This window comes from Streptococcus timonensis, from assembly GCF_047460355.1.
GTDB lineage: Bacteria > Bacillota > Bacilli > Lactobacillales > Streptococcaceae > Streptococcus > Streptococcus timonensis_A.
This window is the reverse complement of sequence record NZ_JASHGL010000004.1, coordinates 192,063-211,694: the sequence shown is the minus strand read 5'-3', so window position 1 is coordinate 211,694 and position 19,632 is coordinate 192,063. Positions and strand designations below refer to the sequence as shown.

At 40.4% G+C, this 19,632-nt stretch carries 22 protein-coding genes and 1 other annotated feature; of the genes, 19 read left to right on the top strand and 3 right to left on the bottom strand.

Annotation, left to right across the window (positions count from 1 at the left end; all coding sequences use genetic code 11):
• Positions 1-162: 162 nt before the first annotated feature.
• The 6 genes from QM941_RS07825 (at position 163) to QM941_RS07800 (ending at position 7,799) form a co-directional block, all read left to right on the top strand.
• Positions 163-1,908, top strand: coding sequence for an ABC transporter ATP-binding protein (locus QM941_RS07825; protein WP_414340054.1), 1,746 nt, complete (start codon positions 163-165; stop codon positions 1,906-1,908).
• Positions 1,898-3,640 carry an ABC transporter ATP-binding protein gene (locus QM941_RS07820; protein WP_414340053.1) on the top strand — a complete coding sequence of 581 codons (1,743 nt, stop codon included), beginning with the start codon at positions 1,898-1,900 and terminating at the stop codon, positions 3,638-3,640. Before QM941_RS07825 ends, QM941_RS07820 begins: the two co-directional genes overlap by 11 nt.
• 105 nt (positions 3,641-3,745) lie before the next feature.
• A complete protein-coding gene (locus QM941_RS07815) occupies positions 3,746-4,438 on the top strand; it encodes a sugar transferase (RefSeq protein ID WP_414340052.1) in 693 nt (230 codons plus the stop codon).
• 28 nt (positions 4,439-4,466) lie between these two features.
• Positions 4,467-5,690, top strand: coding sequence for a DegT/DnrJ/EryC1/StrS family aminotransferase (locus QM941_RS07810; RefSeq protein WP_414340051.1), 1,224 nt, complete (start codon positions 4,467-4,469; stop codon positions 5,688-5,690).
• A 41-nt stretch (positions 5,691-5,731) separates the two neighbouring features.
• Positions 5,732-5,963, top strand: a binding site (T-box leader).
• Positions 5,964-6,026: 63 nt separating this feature from the next.
• Positions 6,027-7,208 carry a tryptophan synthase subunit beta gene (trpB, locus tag QM941_RS07805; RefSeq protein WP_414340050.1) on the top strand — a complete coding sequence of 394 codons (1,182 nt, stop codon included), beginning with the start codon at positions 6,027-6,029 and terminating at the stop codon, positions 7,206-7,208.
• Positions 7,209-7,235: 27 nt separating this feature from the next.
• Positions 7,236-7,799: an aminodeoxychorismate/anthranilate synthase component II gene (locus tag QM941_RS07800; protein WP_414340049.1), complete on the top strand. Its 564-nt coding sequence runs from the start codon at positions 7,236-7,238 to the stop codon at positions 7,797-7,799.
• A gap of 41 nt (positions 7,800-7,840) precedes the next feature.
• Here QM941_RS07800 and QM941_RS07795 read toward each other — a convergent pair whose 3' ends face one another.
• Positions 7,841-8,503, bottom strand: coding sequence for a prepilin peptidase (locus tag QM941_RS07795; protein ID WP_414340048.1), 663 nt, complete (start codon positions 8,501-8,503; stop codon positions 7,841-7,843).
• Positions 8,504-8,573: 70 nt separating this feature from the next.
• Between QM941_RS07795 and QM941_RS07790 the strand changes: the two genes are divergently transcribed.
• From QM941_RS07790 to QM941_RS07760, 7 genes are all read left to right on the top strand, one after another.
• Positions 8,574-9,029 (top strand): GNAT family N-acetyltransferase, encoded by a 456-nt coding sequence (locus tag QM941_RS07790; RefSeq protein WP_414340047.1) that lies wholly within the window; start codon positions 8,574-8,576, stop codon positions 9,027-9,029.
• A gap of 85 nt (positions 9,030-9,114) precedes the next feature.
• Positions 9,115-9,864 (top strand): tRNA pseudouridine(38-40) synthase TruA, encoded by a 750-nt coding sequence (gene truA, locus QM941_RS07785; protein ID WP_075568025.1) that lies wholly within the window; start codon positions 9,115-9,117, stop codon positions 9,862-9,864.
• Positions 9,854-10,627 carry a bifunctional hydroxymethylpyrimidine kinase/phosphomethylpyrimidine kinase gene (locus QM941_RS07780; RefSeq protein ID WP_075568024.1) on the top strand — a complete coding sequence of 258 codons (774 nt, stop codon included), beginning with the start codon at positions 9,854-9,856 and terminating at the stop codon, positions 10,625-10,627. The genes truA and QM941_RS07780 overlap by 11 nt, the downstream gene beginning before the upstream one ends.
• Entirely contained in the window at positions 10,605-11,066 is a 462-nt protein-coding gene (locus QM941_RS07775; protein ID WP_075568023.1) for an ECF transporter S component, read from the top strand. The genes QM941_RS07780 and QM941_RS07775 overlap by 23 nt, the downstream gene beginning before the upstream one ends.
• A gap of 58 nt (positions 11,067-11,124) precedes the next feature.
• The gene (locus QM941_RS07770; RefSeq protein ID WP_075568022.1) at positions 11,125-11,349 is read left to right on the top strand and encodes a YqgQ family protein; all 225 of its coding nucleotides are present in this window, start codon (positions 11,125-11,127) and stop codon (positions 11,347-11,349) included.
• Between the two features lie 5 nt (positions 11,350-11,354).
• Entirely contained in the window at positions 11,355-11,735 is a 381-nt protein-coding gene (locus QM941_RS07765; RefSeq protein ID WP_075568021.1) for a rhodanese-like domain-containing protein, read from the top strand.
• An 86-nt stretch (positions 11,736-11,821) separates the two neighbouring features.
• On the top strand, positions 11,822-12,055 hold the full coding sequence (locus tag QM941_RS07760; protein ID WP_414340046.1) for a DUF4190 domain-containing protein: 234 nt from the start codon (positions 11,822-11,824) through the stop codon (positions 12,053-12,055).
• A gap of 42 nt (positions 12,056-12,097) precedes the next feature.
• Here the strand turns inward: QM941_RS07760 and QM941_RS07755 are convergent, their stop codons facing one another.
• Positions 12,098-12,823: a pseudouridine synthase gene (locus tag QM941_RS07755; protein WP_414340045.1), complete on the bottom strand. Its 726-nt coding sequence runs from the start codon at positions 12,821-12,823 to the stop codon at positions 12,098-12,100.
• A gap of 160 nt (positions 12,824-12,983) precedes the next feature.
• Here QM941_RS07755 and typA point away from each other — a divergent pair, with 160 nt between their 5' ends.
• Positions 12,984-14,825: a translational GTPase TypA gene (typA, locus tag QM941_RS07750; RefSeq protein WP_414340044.1), complete on the top strand. Its 1,842-nt coding sequence runs from the start codon at positions 12,984-12,986 to the stop codon at positions 14,823-14,825.
• A 19-nt stretch (positions 14,826-14,844) separates the two neighbouring features.
• Complete coding sequence (locus tag QM941_RS07745; RefSeq protein WP_414340043.1) at positions 14,845-15,090, top strand: DUF3165 family protein; 246 nt, start codon at positions 14,845-14,847, stop codon at positions 15,088-15,090.
• Positions 15,091-15,157: 67 nt separating this feature from the next.
• On the opposite strand, the gene QM941_RS07740 is transcribed toward QM941_RS07745, so the two are convergent.
• Positions 15,158-16,129, bottom strand: coding sequence for an aromatic acid exporter family protein (locus QM941_RS07740; protein WP_414340042.1), 972 nt, complete (start codon positions 16,127-16,129; stop codon positions 15,158-15,160).
• Between the two features lie 231 nt (positions 16,130-16,360).
• Between QM941_RS07740 and QM941_RS07735 the strand changes: the two genes are divergently transcribed.
• From QM941_RS07735 to yqeH, 4 genes are read left to right on the top strand one after another with little or no spacing between them, the layout of a single operon-like run.
• A complete protein-coding gene (locus tag QM941_RS07735) occupies positions 16,361-16,921 on the top strand; it encodes a mechanosensitive ion channel family protein (RefSeq protein WP_414340041.1) in 561 nt (186 codons plus the stop codon).
• A 57-nt stretch (positions 16,922-16,978) separates the two neighbouring features.
• On the top strand, positions 16,979-17,887 hold the full coding sequence (locus QM941_RS07730; protein WP_414340040.1) for a magnesium transporter CorA family protein: 909 nt from the start codon (positions 16,979-16,981) through the stop codon (positions 17,885-17,887).
• A 14-nt stretch (positions 17,888-17,901) separates the two neighbouring features.
• Positions 17,902-18,429, top strand: a complete 528-nt coding sequence (locus QM941_RS07725; RefSeq protein ID WP_414340039.1) for a YqeG family HAD IIIA-type phosphatase — start codon at positions 17,902-17,904, stop codon at positions 18,427-18,429.
• A gap of 2 nt (positions 18,430-18,431) precedes the next feature.
• Positions 18,432-19,538 carry a ribosome biogenesis GTPase YqeH gene (gene yqeH, locus QM941_RS07720; protein WP_414340038.1) on the top strand — a complete coding sequence of 369 codons (1,107 nt, stop codon included), beginning with the start codon at positions 18,432-18,434 and terminating at the stop codon, positions 19,536-19,538.
• The last annotated feature ends 94 nt before the right edge of the window (positions 19,539-19,632 follow it).

Here is a 19,632-nt window from a genome sequence, read left to right as displayed (position 1 = left end):
AAGGAGTAATTTATAGAAAGCGAGTAAAAGGAAGAGGATTTTACTCCAATGAATATCTTTATCGGAGCGTACGATAAAGGAAAAGTATTTGTTGTAAGTTATGAATAAAGAAAACCTGGGGTTCATGCCTCAGGTTTCCCTTTTCAATTAGAAAGGAAACTTATGTTCATCATTCAAAAACTATGGTGGTTTTTTAAATTAGAAAAACGCCGTTATCTAGTTGGGATTATTGCTCTTAGTCTGGTAGCTGTTCTCAACCTCATTCCTCCCATGGTGATGGGCCATGTCATTGATGCCATTACTCTGGGAAATTTGACTCAGCCAGAACTTTTACTGAATCTCCTATATCTGCTCCTAGCAGCCTTTGGGATGTACTATCTGCGCTATGTTTGGCGCATGTATATCTTAGGAACTTCCTATCGTTTAGGACAAATCATGCGTTCTCGTCTCTTTGAACATTTTTCAAAGATGTCTCCCGCTTTTTACCAGACCTATAGAACTGGAGATTTGATGGCGCACGCGACCAATGATATCAATGCCCTAACCCGTCTGGCAGGTGGAGGAGTTATGTCAGCCGTTGATGCTTCAATCACTGCACTTGTTACCTTATTAACAATGTTGTTTAGTATTTCTTGGCAAATGACCTTGGTAGCTATTTTACCCCTGCCCTTTATGGCTATGGCGACCAGTCGTCTGGGAAGAAAGACCCATAAAGCATTTAACGAATCTCAGGAAGCTTTTTCTGAACTTAACAACAAGGTTCAGGAATCAGTATCAGGTATTAAGGTGACCAAGTCTTTCGGCTATCAAGCCCATGAATTGGATGCTTTTCAAGAAGTCAATCAACTAACCTTTCAAAAGAACTTGCAAACCATGAAATACGACAGCTTGTTTGATCCAATGGTTTTGCTCTTTGTTGGCTTATCTTATGTTTTAACACTTTTGGTTGGTTCTTTCATGGTTCAAGAAGGAAATGTCACTGTCGGTAATCTAGTCACTTTTATCTCCTACTTGGATATGCTAGTATGGCCCTTGATGGCGATTGGTTTTCTCTTTAATATCACTCAAAGAGGGAAGGTTTCATACCGGCGTATTGAAAATCTCTTGTCTCAAGAGTCGCCCGTTAAAGATCCAGAAGTTCCAATTTCAAAGATTGAAAATGGACGTTTGGAGTATGCAATCGATAGTTTTTCATATGAAAATGAAGAAACTCTTCATGGGATTCACTTTAGTCTAGAAAAGGGACAAACACTGGGCTTGGTAGGACAGACTGGTTCAGGTAAGACATCGCTAATGAAGCTACTCTTACGAGAGTACGATGTCAATCAAGGAGGCATCTATCTCAATGGGCATGATATACGAGACTATCGTCTGAGCGACCTTAGAGGTCTCATGGGCTATGTTCCTCAAGACCAGTTTCTTTTTGCTAGTTCTATTTTAGAAAATGTTCGTTTTGGTAATCCTGACTTGTCTCTATCTGACGTTGAATATGCGACAAAATTAGCCCAAGTTTATCATGATATTTTGGATATGCCTCAGGGATTCGATACGATTATCGGTGAAAAGGGAGTTAGTTTGTCTGGTGGTCAAAAGCAACGTCTTGCTATGGCCCGTGCTATGATTTTAAATCCTGATATCTTAATTTTAGATGACTCCTTATCGGCTGTAGATGCCAAGACCGAATATGCTATTATTGATAATCTTAAAGCCACTCGCGAAAACAAAACAACGATTATCTCAGCCCATCGCCTCAGTGCAGTTGTCCACGCTGATTTGATCTTGGTTATGCAAAATGGACAGATTATCGAACGTGGGACTCATGAGGACTTACTAGCCTTGGATGGTTGGTATGCCCAAACCTACCAGTCTCAACAGTTAGAAATGAAAGGAGAAGAAGATGCGGAATAAACAAGAACAATGGGCTGTATTGAAACGATTGCTTGGTTATCTCAAGCCCTATAGCCTCTTAACCCTGCTAGCCCTATCATTTCTCCTAGCAACAACGGTTATCAAGAGTATCATTCCTCTGGTTGCTTCACACTTTATCGACCAGTATCTGGGGAATCTGAGTCAGTTTGCTGTTACTGTTTTGATAGCCTACTATGGTCTTTATATCCTACAAACTCTGATTCAATATATTGGTAATCTACTTTTTGCGCGTGTATCTTATAGCATTGTTAGAGACATTCGCAGAGATGCCTTTGCCAATATGGAAAGACTAGGCATGTCTTATTTTGACAAGACACCTTCAGGTTCTATCGTTTCACGATTGACCAATGATACAGAGACCATCAGTGATATGTTTTCAGGACTTTTGTCTAGCTTTATTTCAGCGATTTTTATTTTTGTGACAACCCTTTATACAATGATGGTCCTGGATTTTCGTCTGACAGGTCTGATTCTTCTCTTTCTACCTTTGATTTTTATCTTGGTTAATCTCTACCGAAAAAAATCAGTTAAAATCATCGAAAAAACGAGAAGCTTTTTGTCAGATATAAATAGCAAGTTGGCAGAAAGTATTGAAGGTATTCGAATTATTCAAGCCTTTAATCAAGAAAAACGCCTGCAGGAAGAATTTGATGAGATTAATGAAGAACACTACGTTTATGCCAACCGTTCAGTAGCCTTGGACGCCCTCTTTTTACGTCCTGCCATGAGTTTGTTGAAGCTCTTAGGTTATGCAGTTCTCATGGCCTATTTCGGCTATAGAGGCCTCTATATCGGGATGACAGCAGGTACCATGTATGCTTTTATCCAGTATATCAATCGTCTCTTTGATCCTTTGATAGAGGTCACACAAAACTTCTCAATTCTTCAGACTTCGATGGTATCAGCAGGGCGAGTCTTTGCACTGATTGATCAAAGCAATTATGAACCTGTCCAAGCTGACAGTGAGCTAGCAATCAGAGAAGGAAATATTCGTTTTGAGCACGTGTGTTTTTCCTATGATGGAGTAAATCAAATTTTGGACGATATTTCCTTTTCAGTCAAGAAGGGGGAAACCATTGCCTTTGTGGGACATACAGGTTCAGGGAAGTCCTCTATTATCAATGTCCTGATGCGTTTTTACGAATTTCAGTCAGGACGGGTTTTGATTGATAATGTAGATATTCGTAACTATAGCCATCAAGAACTAAGAAAAAACATGGGTCTTGTCTTGCAGGAACCCTTCCTCTATCATGGAACTATCAAGTCTAATATCGCCATGTACCAAGAAATTAGCGATGAGGAAGTTAAGGCGGCAGCAGAGTTTGTGGATGCAGATGCTTTTATTCAAGAATTGCCTCAAGGCTACGACTCTCCTGTCTCAGAGAGAGGTTCTAGCTTTTCAACTGGTCAACGTCAACTTCTTGCCTTTGCCAGAACAGTCGCCAGTCAGCCTAAAATCTTGATTTTGGATGAAGCGACAGCCAATATTGATTCGGAAACAGAGACTCTGGTTCAGAATTCCTTGGAAAAGATGCGAAAAGGGCGGACAACCATTGCCATCGCCCATCGTCTTTCTACCATCCAAGATGCTAATTGTATCTATGTTCTAGACAAGGGACGAATTATCGAGAGCGGCACACACGAGGAACTCTTGGCTTTAGGTGGAACTTATCACAAGATGTATAGCTTACAAGCAGGAGCCTTATCTTAAAAGGAAGATTTAAAATGCTAGATTTCTTTCACCTAGCTATCTAATTTGTGGTATAATGAAGGATATTGATAAATTTTACTATACTAAAAACAGAGGAGAATATGCATGCTGAAATGGGATGAACTACCCCTCGAGATGCAATTAAGCGAGGTTAAACCCTACTACCAGCTAGTCTCTCAAAGAAAAGGAAGTCTGGTCCTCAAGCGTTGTTTGGATTTCTTACTAGCCTTGGTCCTATTGTTCTTGACCTCACCCTTATTTATTGTTCTAAGTATCTGGATCAAACTCGATAGTAAGGGGCCTGTTATTTACAAGCAAGAACGGGTAACCCAGTACAACAGACATTTCAAGATTTGGAAGTTCCGGACCATGGTGACAGATGCGGATAAAAAGGGAAGCCTAGTAACTTCTGCCAATGACAGTCGCATCACAAAAGTTGGAAATTTCATTCGACGTGTTCGTTTGGATGAATTGCCACAATTGGTCAATGTCCTCAAAGGAGAGATGTCCTTTGTAGGAACACGACCTGAAGTACCACGCTACACTGAGCAATACAGTCCTGAGATGATGGCGACCTTGTTACTGCCGGCGGGGATTACGTCCCTTGCTAGTATCAACTATAAGGACGAGGATACTATTATCAGTCAAATGACGGCAAAAGGTATGACAGTTGATCAGGTTTATGTAGAAAGAGTTCTTCCAGAGAAAATGCACTTTAACCTAGCCTATCTGCGTGATTTTAGTTTCATAGGTGATATCAAAATCATGTTGCAGACGGTCGTTGAAGTTTTAAAATAAAGTAGCCACAAGTTAAAGGAGTAAATCAATGCCAAATTACAATATTCCATTTTCACCACCTGATATTACCGAAGCTGAAATTGCTGAAGTAGCTGATACCCTCCGTTCAGGATGGATTACAACAGGTCCTAAGACAAAAGAATTAGAACGTCGTTTATCTCTCTATACTCAGACACCTAAAACAGTCTGCCTCAACTCTGCAACAGCAGCTCTTGAATTGATCTTGCGCGTGCTTGAAGTAGGACCTGGCGATGAGGTCATCGTTCCAGCTATGACTTATACAGCATCATGTAGTGTCATCACTCACGTTGGTGCTACACCAGTGATGGTTGATATCCAAGCTGATACCTTTGAGATGGACTATGACAAGCTTGAACAATCTATTACTGAGAAGACTAAAGTCATCATCCCAGTTGAACTTGCAGGGATTATCTGTGACTATGACTGTTTGTTCCAAGTTATAGAAAAGAAACGTGACCTCTTTACAGCGGCTAGCAAGTGGCAAAAAGCCTTTAACCGTATCGTGATTGTCTCTGATAGTGCCCATGCTTTAGGTTCAACCTACAAGGGACAACCAGCCGGTTCAATCGCTGACTTTACTTCATTCTCTTTCCACGCAGTCAAGAACTTTACAACTGCTGAGGGGGGAAGTGCGACCTGGAAAGCAAATCCAGCTATTGACGATGAAGAAATGTATAAGGAATTCCAGATTCTTTCTCTTCATGGTCAAACTAAGGATGCCCTTGCCAAGATGCAACTAGGTTCATGGGAATACGATATCGTAACACCAGCCTACAAGTGCAATATGACGGATATCATGGCTTCGCTTGGTCTGGCTCAGTTGGACCGTTATCCTGCTTTATTACAACGTCGTAAGGAGATCGTGGATCGCTATGACCGTGGATTTGCAGGAACTCGTATTCACCCATTGGCTCATGAGACAGATACTGTTGAATCTTGTCGTCACCTTTACATTACCCATGTAGAAGGTGCGAGCCTCGAAGAGCGCAATCAAATTATCCAAGAATTGGCCAAAGCTGGAATCGCAAGTAACGTTCACTACAAACCGCTTCCGCTTTTGACAGCCTATAAGAATCTTGGCTTTGACATGGCAGATTATCCGCGAGCTTATGCTTTCTTTGAAAATGAAATTACATTACCGCTTCACACGAAATTAACGGATGAAGAAGTAGACTATATCATTGAGACTTTTGTTAAAGTTTCTGAAGAAATTTTTGCTTCTTCAAAATAATCGTTTAAAAATCATTGACAAAGAATAGATAATGACATATAATAATTTCAACAAATCAGAAAAGTAATTATTTTAGATCTTCAGGGAGCCTGTGGTTGCTGCGAACAGGTGGTTGAAAATAGTGAAATTGGGCTGATTTGAAAAAATGAATTTGAAACAATGAAAATTCGGTGCGCACACCTTACAGTGCAACTTGTTGTTAGACAAGGCAGAGATGTAAAGGGGATAGTCTCTTTACAATTGAGGTGGTACCGCGTTACGAACGCCCTCACATGGAAGTAGATTCCGTGTGTGGGCTTTTTCATATTTTTAAATGATAGAAAAGAGGAAAATTTTATGACAACTAAAGGATATTTTGGACAATTTGGTGGTAGTTTTGTACCTGAGCCGATTCAGGCTTTGTTAGATGAATTAGAAGTGACTTTTGATAAGTACAAGGATGATCCAGAGTTTTTAGCTGAGTTTCGTCATTACTTGAAGGATTATTCAGGTCGTGAGACACCGTTATATTATGCAGAGAGCTTGACAGAACACCTAGGCGGAGCTAAGATTTATCTCAAGCGTGAAGACCTTAACCACCTTGGATCTCACAAACTTAATAATGTTTTGGGTCAAATCCTTCTAGCAAAACGAATGGGTAAAAAGCGTGTCATTGCTGAGACAGGAGCTGGCCAACACGGTGTTGCGACAGCTGCAGCCGCGGCTAAATTTGGTATGGCATGTGATGTCTATATGGGGGCAGAAGATGTGGAGCGTCAACGTCTCAATGTCTTCCGCATGGAGATGATGGGAGCAACTGTTCACGCAGTTGAAACTGGCACTCGTACCCTCAAAGATGCGGTTGATGCAGCCTTTGGAGCATGGATGAATGACCTTGAAGCCTTCTACGTTTTAGGTTCTGCTGTGGGACCTCACCCTTATCCAACGATTGTTCATGAATTCCAAAAAGTCATCAGTGAAGAATCACGTCGTCAAATCTTGGACAAAGAAGGACGACTGCCAGACTACGTTATTGCCTGTGTAGGTGGTGGTTCTAATGCCATCGGTGCCTTTTCACAGTATGTAGCTGATGAAGAAGTAAAATTGGTTGGAGTAGAAGCTGCTGGTCATGGACTTGATACAGACATGCACGCAGCAACTATGACCAAGGGTAGCGTCGGAATTGTTGATGGTATGAAGACCTATGCAGTCTTTAAGGAAGATGGGGAACTTGCTCCAGTCTACTCTATTTCAGCAGGTTTGGACTATCCAGGGGTTGGTCCAGAACATGCCTACTTTAAAGACTCTGGTCGAGTAGAATATGTAGCAGCGACAGACGAAGAAGCTGTTCAAGCCTTACTTTTATTAAGTAAAACAGAAGGAATTATCCCGGCGATCGAAAGCTCACACGCTATTGCAGAAGCAGTTAAACGTGCTCCAAAACTAAGTAAGGATGAGATTATCATTATCAATGTCTCAGGTCGTGGAGACAAGGACGTAGCTGCTATTGCTGACTACCTTGAAGCTAAGAATAACTAATCATTCCAAGATTAAAGGGAGAAAATTGTGATTTTATTGATTGATAATTATGATTCTTTTACCTACAATCTAGCACAATATATCGGAACTTTTTCTCCTGTTGAGGTCTTGCGAAATGACGATCCTCGTCTCTATCAAGTAGCAGAAAAGGCAAGTGCTCTTGTCTTTTCGCCAGGACCTGGTTGGCCAGCTGATGCTGGGAAAATGGAGGATATGATTCGAGATTTTGCTGGGGAAAAGCCAATTTTGGGGATTTGCTTGGGACATCAGGCTATTGCAGAGGCTTTTGGTGGAAAACTAGGTTTGGCTCCAAAGGTCATGCATGGTAAACAAAGTCAGCTCCAATTTGAAGCTCCATCCATCCTCTATCATGGGATAGAGAATAACTGTTCAGTCATGCGTTACCATAGTCTTATGGTGGAGGATTTACCTGCAGACTTTGAAGTTACGGCTCGTTCGATGGATGACCAAGTCATCATGGGATTTCAACACAAGAAGCTCCCTATCTATGCTTTCCAATACCATCCAGAAAGTATCGGCACGCCAGATGGCTTGACCACCATACGAAACTTTATTGAGAAGGCTATCTAAGGAATAGGATGACAAAATAAAAGCCCTCATAGAGGGCCTGACTATCCTAAAAGCAAAAGCTTACCCAAAATAATCATACAGGTAGCAAATAAGAGGAAAGGCACGAATGGGAGTCTTTCCTTTTTCTTTTGCAGGAGAAAAGCTAGAATGCCAGTTGTAGAAGCGAACTGTATCAAAATTAGTAATTCTGTCAGACTAAAGATAAGCGCACAAGATGCTAGAAAGAGAAAATCCCCTGCACCTATGCGGATATCGATAAAGTGAGTCAAAATTCCCAGGATAAGGAAGAAAATCATAACTAGATTCCAACCACAGCAAACCAAGAGGATTAGGTGAAAGGTCAGCCAGACTAGCAAGGGATATTCTTGATGCTGGATATCATAGATACCTAAGGTCAAGCCAGCAGTTATCAGAATAAGTTGTCCTAAGGTTAGAAATTCCCAAGAGAAAGCTAGAAAGAGCAGTCCCAAAGACAACTCAAAGAAAGCATACCAGACAGGATAGTTTGACTTGCAGTAGCGACAGCGAAAGCGATAGACTACTTGAGAAATAATTGGAATCAAATCCAGTGGTCTCAAACGAGTCTGACAAGAATCACAGTGACTAGCTGGAAAAACGATGGATTTCTCAGGGAAGCGGTCAATGACCAAGCCTAGAAAGGAAGCAAGAATAGCTCCAACAAGAAAAAAATAAAGATGAATCATACTTATTTATTCGGAAAAAATAAGAGAAAGAGTATAATAGTTGGATGTAGGAGAAGTTTTAGGAGCAAATATGAAAATTCACTTTGAAAAAGGACTTCAGATAGAAAATGCCCAACTCATTTGTCATTGGTCTAATGCTTTGGGAGAAAGTTTTCAGAAGCAATGGATGGGAACAATGATTCCTTTTCCCTTGACAATACAAGTCTTGCAAGATTTGGAAGGAATCTTTTCAATCTTTGATGGACAAGAGTTTGTGGGGCTTATCCAGAAAATCAGGCTAGAAGACAGGAATCTTCATATCGGGAGATTTTTTATCAATCCCCAGAAACAGGGGCAAGGCTTAGGTAGCCAGGCTTTAAGGAAATTTGTTAGTTTGGCCTTTGAAAATGAAGACATAGATACTATTTCTCTAAATGTCTTCGAGGCAAATCAAAGAGCTTACAATCTTTACCAAAAAGAAGGATTTGAAATCGTTCAAACCATTGAAATTCCAGAACAAAAATATATGATGAGAAAATATAGGTAAGGACTAGATGATACCGAGAACTGTACCCGTACAATTTTCAGTTTTCAAACTTGTTGCAGAGAAATTTTCTTGATAAAATAGATACATGACTAGATATAAAGCAATCATTTCCTATGATGGCTACGCCTTTGCTGGTTTTCAGCGGCAACCACACGCGCGTAGTGTCCAAGAGGAAATTGAAAAAACTTTAACCAAATTAAATAAAGGGCAGCCCATTACCATCCATGGTGCAGGGCGAACGGATAGTGGTGTTCATGCTCTAGGGCAGGTTATCCACTTTGATCTTCCCTATCAGATGAATGAGGAAAAGCTTCGCTTCGCTCTCGATACTCAAAGTCCTGAAGATATCGATGTGATTTCGATTGAGATAGTGGCTGATGATTTTCATTGCCGTTATGCCAAGCATAGCAAGACCTATGAGTTTATCGTGGATAGAGGGCGTCCTAAAAATCCTATGAGACGTCATTATGCCACCCACTATCCCTATCCACTAGATGTGGAACGCATGCAAAAGGCTGTAAAGAAATTAGAAGGAACCCATGATTTTACCGGTTTTACTGCTGCCGGAACAAGTGTGGAGGACAAGGTGAGAACGATTACGGAAGCCAGTCTTAGGGTTGATGAGACCGGTCAATTTTTGACCTTTACTTTCTCTGGCAACGGCTTCCTCTATAAGCAGATTCGAAATATGGTTGGGACCTTGCTAAAAATTGGCAACAATCGGATGCCCATTGAGCAGATTGACCTGATTTTGGAGAAAAAAGACAGACAGTTGGCAGGTCCGACTGCAGCACCCAATGGTTTGTATTTGAAGGAGATTCGTTATGAAGAATAATCGTATTTTAGCACTTTCAGGAAATGATATTTTTAGTGGTGGTGGACTAGCTGCTGACCTTGCGACCTATACTTTAAATGGTTTGCATGGTTTTGTAGCTATGACTTGTTTGACTGCTTTGACGGAAAATGGTTTTGAGGTCTTCCCAACAGATGAGACTATTTTCCAACAACAGTTGGATAGTCTGAAGAGCGTAGACTTTGGAGGGATTAAGATTGGTCTCTTACCGACTGTTGGTGTTGCTGAGAAAGCTCTTAACTTTATCAAGGAACGTAAAGGAGTTCCAGTGGTATTGGATCCAGTTCTCGTTTGTAAGGAAACGCATGATGTTGCTGTCAGCGAGCTCTGTCAAGAGTTGATTCGCTTTTTCCCTTATGTGACTGTAATTACACCCAATCTACCTGAGGCAGAATTGCTAGCAGGTCAAAAGATTGAAACCTTGGATGATATGAAGGCTGCAGCTCAAAAGTTATATGACTTGGGTGCACCAGCAGTCATTATTAAAGGTGGGAATCGCCTCAGTCAAGATAAGGCATTAGATGTATTTTATAATGGAAAGAACTTTACCATTCTTGAAAATTCAGTCATTCAAGGACAAAATGCTGGTGCAGGATGTACCTTTGCATCAAGCATTGCCAGCCAGTTAGTCAAGGGAGAGGAGCTCTTACCAGCAATTGAAAGTTCCAAAGCCTTTGTTTACCGTGCCATTGCACAAGCAGATCAGTATGGAGTAAGACAATATGAAGCAAACAAAAACAAGTAAAATCGCCCTAGTATCCATCCTAGCAGCTCTATCCGTAGTTTTGGGCTATTTCGTAAAAATCCCAACACCAACAGGATTTCTAACACTTTTGGATGCGGGAATATTCTTTACGGCCATTTACTTTGGGAGTCGCGAAGGAGCTGTTGTCGGAGGATTAGCGGGATTTCTAATTGACCTGATTTCAGGTTACCCCCAGTGGATGTTCTTCAGCTTGATTTTCCATGGTTCGCAGGGATATTTGGCAGGTGTTAAAGGGAAATGGCAGTGGCTAGGATTAGTCTTGGCAACCATCATCATGGTGGCAGGTTACGCTTTTGCATCGGCTTGGATGAATGGTTGGGGAGCAGCCATACCAGAAATCGTCCCAAATCTTGTGCAAAATATCGTTGGAATGACAGTAGGCTTTCTTCTTTGTCATAGTGTGAAGAAAGCTAGATAATAGTAAAAAGAGCAATCCTCCAAGGGAACTATTGAAAAAACTCTGATTTTTTGCTAAAATGAAAGCTATGAAAACACTCTACGATGTGCAGCAATTTCTTAAACAGTTCGGCATTCTTGTCTATATGGGCAAACGTCTTTATGACATTGAATTAATGAAGATTGAACTATCTCGAATCTATGATGCTGGCTTGATGGATAAGCTGGATTATATAGAAGCAGAGGCTGTTCTTCGCAGAGAGCACAAGATAGAATTAGACTATTTAGAAAAAAATGGAGATTAGGTATTATGATAACTTGGGTATTATGGGGACTTATAGTGGCGATGTTAGTATGGATGGGATACAATTATCTTCGTATTCGTCGTGCAGCAAAAATTGTTGACAATGCAGAGTTTGAGTCTTTAATTCGTACAGGTCAGTTAATTGACTTGCGTGATCCAGCAGACTTCCATAGAAAACATATCCTTGGTGCTCGTAACATTCCTTCAAATCAATTGAAGACAAGCCTTGCGGCTCTTCGTAAGGATAAGCCTGTTCTTCTTTATGAAAACCAACGTGCGCAACGTGTTACCAATGCAGCGATTTTCTTGAAAAAACAAGGCTTTTCAGATATTTATATCCTTTCTTATGGACTGGATTCTTGGACAGGAAAGGTCAAGACTAGCTAATCTTATGTAAAAATCTGTCGAATGATAGATAAAGCTAGCGTATTATGGTATAATTAATTTGTAAAAAAATTAAGGAGTTTTATAATATGGATACACAAGAAAAGAAAAAACACCCATTTATTTTAGGTATTCTATCTATCGTCCTTGGATTGCTATCTCCAATAGTAGGACTGATTCTAGGTATCGTTGGACTAGTAATGGCTAATTCAAGTCAAAAAGAGTCTAGCCTAGATTATAAGACAGAAAAAATTCTCAATATCGTAGGGATTGTAGTTTCTGTCCTTAACTGGATTGTGGGTATCGCTTTATTTTATAGCTAAGCAAGAATCAAAAAAAGCTTTATGTTTAAAGCTTTTTTTGTTTTATCCACTTTTCGTTAAGTAGTTTTTAATGATTTGTAGTTCCTCTTGGTTCAAGGACCGGTATTGACCTTCTACTAGCTCTGAATCTAATGTAAAATCCCCGAACTGAACTCGTTTTAGGGCAGTGACTTTGACACCGACTGAGAGGAACATTTTTTTGACTTGATGAAACTTTCCTTCTGAGATGGTGATGGAGGCACGGCTCTCTGTTGAGCTTACGGATAGAATTTTTAGTTTGGCAGGTTTGCAGACTGTTCCATCTAAAAAGACAATCCCATCTTTGAACTGTTGGATGTGGTCGAATGAGAGCGGTCCATTGACCTCAACTTGGTAAGTTTTATCCACATGATATTGAGGATGGAGGAGTTGAAAACCAAGGGGGCCATTATCTGTCAAGAGGAGAAGACCTGTTGTGTCTCGATCTAGTCGACCAATTGCATAGAGCTGATTCGACTGGAGAGGTTGAGGTAGCAAGTCCATGACTGTTGGCAGATCCTTGTCCTTACTTGCTGTCACGACACCATTTGGCTTATGGAGCATGAGGTAGATGTGCTCATATCCTTGGATTTTTCTATCCTGAAAAATCAACTCTTGTAATCCCGTATCAACATTCTGTGCAAGGGAAATCGCAACTTGTCCATCTACTAAGATTTCTTTTTTGAGAAGAGCCTGTTTCATGGTTTTCCGACTGATTTTTTCCTGGGCTAATAATTTATCTAAACGCATACCTGCCTATCTTATCACAAGATGCCATTTTTGAAAAGAAAAGGTATGGGAAGAAAAGTTTTTGAAAACATTTACACTTACTTGAGTTAAGTCATTTGCCTAAAATTGTGGTATAATCGTTCAGTTAGATAATAAATTTTTGAATATAACAGAGGAAATTATGACAAAATTAAGAGAAGATATCCGCAACGTAGCAATTATTGCCCACGTTGACCACGGAAAAACAACCCTTGTTGATGAATTGTTGAAACAATCATCAACTCTTGATGCACGTACAGAATTAGCTGAACGTGCAATGGACTCAAACGATATTGAAAAAGAGCGTGGAATTACCATCCTTGCGAAGAATACAGCAGTTGCCTATAACGGAACTCGTATCAATATCATGGACACACCAGGACACGCGGACTTCGGTGGAGAAGTTGAACGTATCATGAAAATGGTTGACGGTGTAGTCTTGGTAGTGGATTCTTACGAAGGTACAATGCCTCAAACTCGTTTCGTATTGAAAAAAGCTTTGGAACAAGACCTTGTCCCAATCGTTGTTATCAATAAAATCGACAAACCATCAGCTCGTCCAGCAGAAGTAGTGGATGAAGTTTTGGAACTCTTCATCGAGCTTGGTGCAGATGATGATCAGCTTGACTTCCCAGTAGTTTATGCTTCAGCAATCAACGGAACATCTTCATTATCAGATGATCCAGCCGACCAAGAAAAGACAATGGCACCAATCTTTGATACCATTATCGAACACATTCCAGCTCCGGTAGATAACTCAGATGAGCCACTTCAATTCCAAGTATCTCTTTTGGACTACAATGACTTCGTTGGTCGTATCGGTATCGGACGTATCTTCCGTGGTACTGTTAAGGTCGGAGACCAAGTTACCCTTTCTAAATTGGATGGTACAACCAAGAACTTCCGTGTTACAAAACTCTTTGGTTTCTTTGGTTTGGAACGTCGTGAAATCCAAGAAGCTAAGGCTGGTGACTTGATTGCCGTATCAGGTATGGAAGACATCTTCGTTGGGGAAACAATCACTCCAACAGATGCAGTTGAAGCTCTTCCAGTTCTTCACATCGACGAACCTACTCTTCAAATGACCTTCTTGGTTAACAACTCACCATTTGCTGGTCGCGAAGGTAAATGGGTGACTTCTCGTAAGGTGGAAGAACGCTTGCAGGCAGAATTGCAAACAGACGTTTCCCTTCGTGTTGACCCAACGGACTCACCAGATAAATGGACTGTTTCAGGTCGTGGAGAATTGCACTTGTCCATTCTTATCGAAACCATGCGTCGTGAAGGTTATGAGCTTCAAGTATCTCGTCCAGAAGTTATCGTTAAAGAAATCGATGGTGTGAAGTGTGAGCCATTTGAGCGCGTGCAAATCGATACTCCAGAAGAATACCAAGGTTCTGTTATCCAAAGCCTTTCTGAGCGTAAGGGTGAAATGTTGGATATGATTGCAACAGGTAATGGTCAAACTCGTTTGGTCTTCCTAGTTCCTGCGCGTGGTTTGATCGGATACTCAACTGAGTTCTTGTCAATGACTCGTGGTTACGGGATCATGAACCATACCTTCGATCAATACTTGCCATTGATTCCAGGGGAAATTGGTGGACGTCACCGTGGTGCCCTTGTTTCTATCGATGCTGGTAAAGCAACAACCTACTCAATCATGTCTATTGAAGAACGTGGAACTATCTTTGTCAACCCAGGTACCGAGGTTTACGAAGGAATGATCATCGGTGAAAACTCTCGTGAAAATGACTTGACTGTTAATATCACGAAAGCAAAACAAATGACTAACGTTCGTTCTGCTACTAAGGACCAAACAGCGGTTATCAAAACTCCTCGTATCTTGACACTTGAAGAATCACTTGAGTTCTTGAATGACGATGAGTATATGGAAGTAACGCCTGAATCTATTCGTTTGCGTAAACAAATCCTTAACAAGGCAGAGCGTGAAAAAGCAAACAAAAAGAAAAAATCAGCTGAATAAGAGCTAGAAAGAGATAAAGATGGTCTATTTAATCATAGGGATACTCTTATTACTCCTCTATATATTTGCGACACCTCAAAGCATCAAAGGAACGGTCAATATTGTGATATTGGTTTTCGGTCTTGTGGCCTTGATAATTCTGTTGCTCTTATCAGGCTTGCAACTTTTCCAGCTACCAGCAGAAATTTTAATTGCTTTGGGTATGATTGCTTTGACTTACTTCAGTTTGAGAGATATTAGCCTTATGTCAGTTGGAAAGAAATAGCTACCTATACTCTTTCAAAACTATCAAATACTAAAACACCTTTCTTACTAGAAGAAAGGTGTTTTGCTTATGAAAAATTATTCTCGTTTTTCGCATAGCGTTGGTAAAAGTTTACTTTTATTTGAATAAAGTGTTCTAATTCACGAAAGAGTTGTAATAGGGTAGCCCTTGTCTCAAATTCTTCTCTTGTTTTAGGTAGTGAACGATGGCGAAATACCTGTAGGTATTTCTCGATATCTTCCAACAAGTTATAGGCTGGATTGGATTGACTCAGTTGACTAGCTGTTTTTGAAAAGAGCTGAGCGACAATTAAACTCTCACTAGCAGCTAGTTGGCAGGTGTTAATCTGATCGGTCATATTTCTTAAAATGCGGGTTTGTCTTTGGCGCATTTCAAAGTAGTGGATATGGTAGTCTGTTTGATGAAAAAGATGATCAGAATGGTCCAGATAAACTAGTTTGAGGGCTTCCTCCAATAGTTGGTCAAGTTCGTTGACTAGTTGAGCTTGATTACGTCCATCTCCTTTTTTTAGATAATAGGCTAGGCGTAGAAAAACGTCTCTTAGTTTTTCTTCTACAAGACTATGATAAAGCTGAATCTCTTTTTGACGTGAAGGCATATAAAGATTGACTAGAAGAGCAAAACTGGTACCGATGAGGAAAAGTAGCATTTCGTTCAACAAGAGCTCAGGAGAGGTAGATTGCTGGACTAAAAGGTGACTAACTAGGACGCTACTAGGCGTTATGCCAATTTCCCAGCCGAATTTATAGGCAAGAGGCACATATACAGCAAGATAAAGTCCGAAGCTCCAAATATGATAACCAGTTAGTTGAAAGGCAATAACACCGATTGTCAGAGCAAGCAAGGTTGAAAAAAGTCTATTGCGAGCTAGTTTGATAGTGCTTCTTCGTGTATCAGAGAGACTCAAAATAGCAATGATTCCAGCTGAAACAGCTGAGGATAGATCAAAAAAGTAGGCAAGAAAACAGGCAAAGCAGGTTGCCAAAACAAGTTTTAAAGTACGTTGAGTGATAGACATCGAATATTTCCTTGAGATAAATGCTTTAAAGTTTTAGTAGTAGTAGGTAAGGTAGAAAGGTCTATTCCAATAGAATTATTGAGAAAATAATTTGTTCTCCATGTAGTGGTTTGATTATAGTATAAATATGTTTTGAAATCAAGTGAATCTAATAATAGTATAGGCAGAATGAATATTTATCAAACTGGTTCAGACACCGTTTTATGGTATAATTGATAAAAGGAGTTTTGTATGCAAGAATTTTTTCAACGTTATCTGGATAAACTAGATTTAACAACTGTTTTAGAGAATCTCTTGACTAAGGTGATATCTCTTTTACTTCTCATTCTTCTATTTTACATAGCTAAAAAGTTCCTCCATGTCGCTGTACGAAAGATTGTTAAACCCTCACTTAAATTTTCAAATAGAGATGCAGGTAGACAAAAGACCATTTCTCGTTTGCTTGAAAACATTTTTAACTATACACTTTATTTCTTTTTGATTTACTGTATTTTATCCATTCTAGGTTTACCTGTCTCTAGCTTGCTTGCAGGTGCAGGAATTGCTGGGGTGGCTATTGGTATGGGAGCCCAAGGTTTCCTGTCTGATGTTATCAATGGCTTTTTCATCCTCTTTGAACGCCAGTTGGATGTAGGAGATGAGGTTGTTTTGACAAATGGTCCTATTACTGTATCGGGAAAAGTAGTTAGTGTCGGAATTCGAACAACTCAACTCAGAGGTGAAGACCAGGCTCTCCACTTTGTTCCCAACCGTAATATTACTGTGGTTAGCAATTTTTCAAGAGAAGAGTAGAACTGAAATTTTACTTGATTTGTGGTACAATAGAAAGAGTTTGGTAAAGGAGAAACGATGTTTTTAGATAAGCAATTAGGAAATGGTTGCACCTGGATTAATCTAGATGTGGAAATCATCAAAAATCTTGAAGATTTATCTGAAATCTACGGATTGGATAAAGAAACCATCGAATATGCGCTGGATAGAAACGAACGAGCCCACATGGATTATAACCGTGAGAATGGCACAGTGACCTTTATCTACAATGTTCTGGACTTAGAAAAGGACAAGGAGTACTATGAAGCCATTCCTATGACCTTTATCGTCGAAAGACAACGAATGATTACCATCAGCAACCATAAGAATGCTTATGTCATTGATCAGATGTTAGCTTATCTGGATAGTCATGAGTCTCTGTCCATTTACAAATTTCTCTTTGCTAGTCTAGAAATCATTAGTAACGCCTATTATCCAATTATTGAAAAGATGGATAAGAGTAAAGATGAAGTCAACGGCTTACTTCGTCAGAGAACAACCAAGAAAAATCTCTTTGCCCTCTCCGACTTGGAGACAGGTATGGTTTATCTAACGGCAGCAGCCAAACAAAACCGTATCTTACTGGAACATATCCAAGGGCATGCCCTCTATCGTCGTTTGGATGAAATTGAAAAAGAACAGTTTGATGATGCTATGATTGAGGCTCATCAGTTGGTATCTATGACAGATTTGATTTCTCAAGTTCTTCAACAACTGTCAGGGTCTTACAACAACATCCTAAACAATAATCTGAACGATAACTTGACAACCTTGACCATCATTTCAGTTTTATTGGCCGTGCTTGCGGTTATCACAGGATTTTTCGGGATGAATGTTCCTCTTCCATTTATGGAGGATAAGCATGCATGGATTTATATTACTTTGGCTAGTGCTGTCCTGTGGCTTGTTCTATCCCATTTTCTCAAAAAAATTGCAAAAATAAGTTAAGAAAAGGAGCCAAAATGGTGATTGAAAACTACATGCCAGACTTTGCTGTAGAAGCAGTTTATGATTTGACAGTAGAAAGCCTGCAAAAACAGGGAATAAAAGCTGTTTTGGTGGATTTGGACAACACTCTGATTGCTTGGAATAACCCTGATGGGACTCCAGAAATGAAGCAGTGGTTACATGACCTTCGTGATGCTGGTATTCGTATTATCGTAGTGTCCAATAACTCTAAAAAACGAGTTCAACGTGCAGTTGAAAAATTTGGGATTGACTATGTTTATTGGGCTATGAAGCCCTTTACTTTCGGGATTGACCGCGCCATGAAGGAATTCCACTATGAGAAAAACGAAGTGGTCATGGTTGGAGATCAGCTCATGACGGATATTCGAGCGGCTCACCGAGCAGGGATTCGTTCGATTTTGGTCAAACCCTTGGTCCAGCATGACTCTATCAAAACGAAGATTAACCGCACTCGTGAGCGCCGTGTCATGAAACAAATAACTGAAAAGTACGGGCCTATCACATATAAAAAAGGAATCTAACTATGGAAGAAATTCTCTGTATTGGCTGTGGAACAACCATTCAGACGACAGATAAGACTGGTCTTGGTTTTACGCCTCAGTCAGCACTTGAAAAAGGTTTGGAGACTGGTGAAGTTTATTGCCAACGTTGTTTCCGTCTTCGTCATTACAATGAAATCACAGATGTCCAGTTGACGGATGATGATTTCCTCAAACTCTTGCACGAAGTTGGAGACAGTGATGCCTTGGTGGTCAATGTCATTGATATCTTTGACTTTAATGGTTCTGTCATCCCAGGTTTGCCACGTTTTGTATCGGGCAACGATGTGCTCTTGGTTGGGAATAAAAAAGATATCCTGCCTAAGTCAGTTAAACCTGGTAAGATTAGCCAGTGGCTCATGGAACGTGCCCACGAAGAGGGACTTCGTCCTGTCGATGTCGTCCTGACTTCAGCCCAAAACAAGCATGCCATCAAGGAAGTCATTGACAAGATCGAGCACTACCGTAAGGGGCGTGACGTCTACGTAGTTGGGGTGACTAACGTTGGGAAATCAACTCTTATCAATGCCATCATCCAAGAAATCACGGGTGGCCAGAATGTCATTACGACGTCACGCTTCCCAGGGACAACCCTAGATAAGATTGAGATTCCACTTGATGATGGTTCTTATATCTATGATACACCGGGAATTATCCATCGTCATCAGATGGCCCACTACTTGACGGCTAAAAACCTCAAGTATGTCAGTCCTAAAAAGGAAATCAAACCTAAAACCTACCAGCTCAATCCTGAGCAAACTCTCTTTTTAGGAGGTTTAGGACGCTTTGACTTCATCGCAGGAGAAAAGCAAGGTTTCACAGCTTTCTTTGATAATGAACTCAAACTTCATCGTACCAAGCTTGAAGGAGCTAGTGACTTTTACGACAAGCACCTTGGAACCCTCCTTACACCACCGAATAGCAAGGAAAAAGAAGACTTTCCAAAACTGGTCCAACATGTCTTTACTATCAAGGACAAGACAGACCTAGTTATTTCAGGACTAGGCTGGATCCGTGTAACAGGAACTGCCAAAGTAGCCGTCTGGGCACCAGAAGGCGTCGCAGTCGTCACACGAAAAGCAATTATTTAAACTAAAATCACTGAGCGAACAAAGTGAGCTCATAAAAAGATAGTTATTGCCGTGGTGTGATTGCCAATCCATAGATTGGCAAGGGGCACAATTG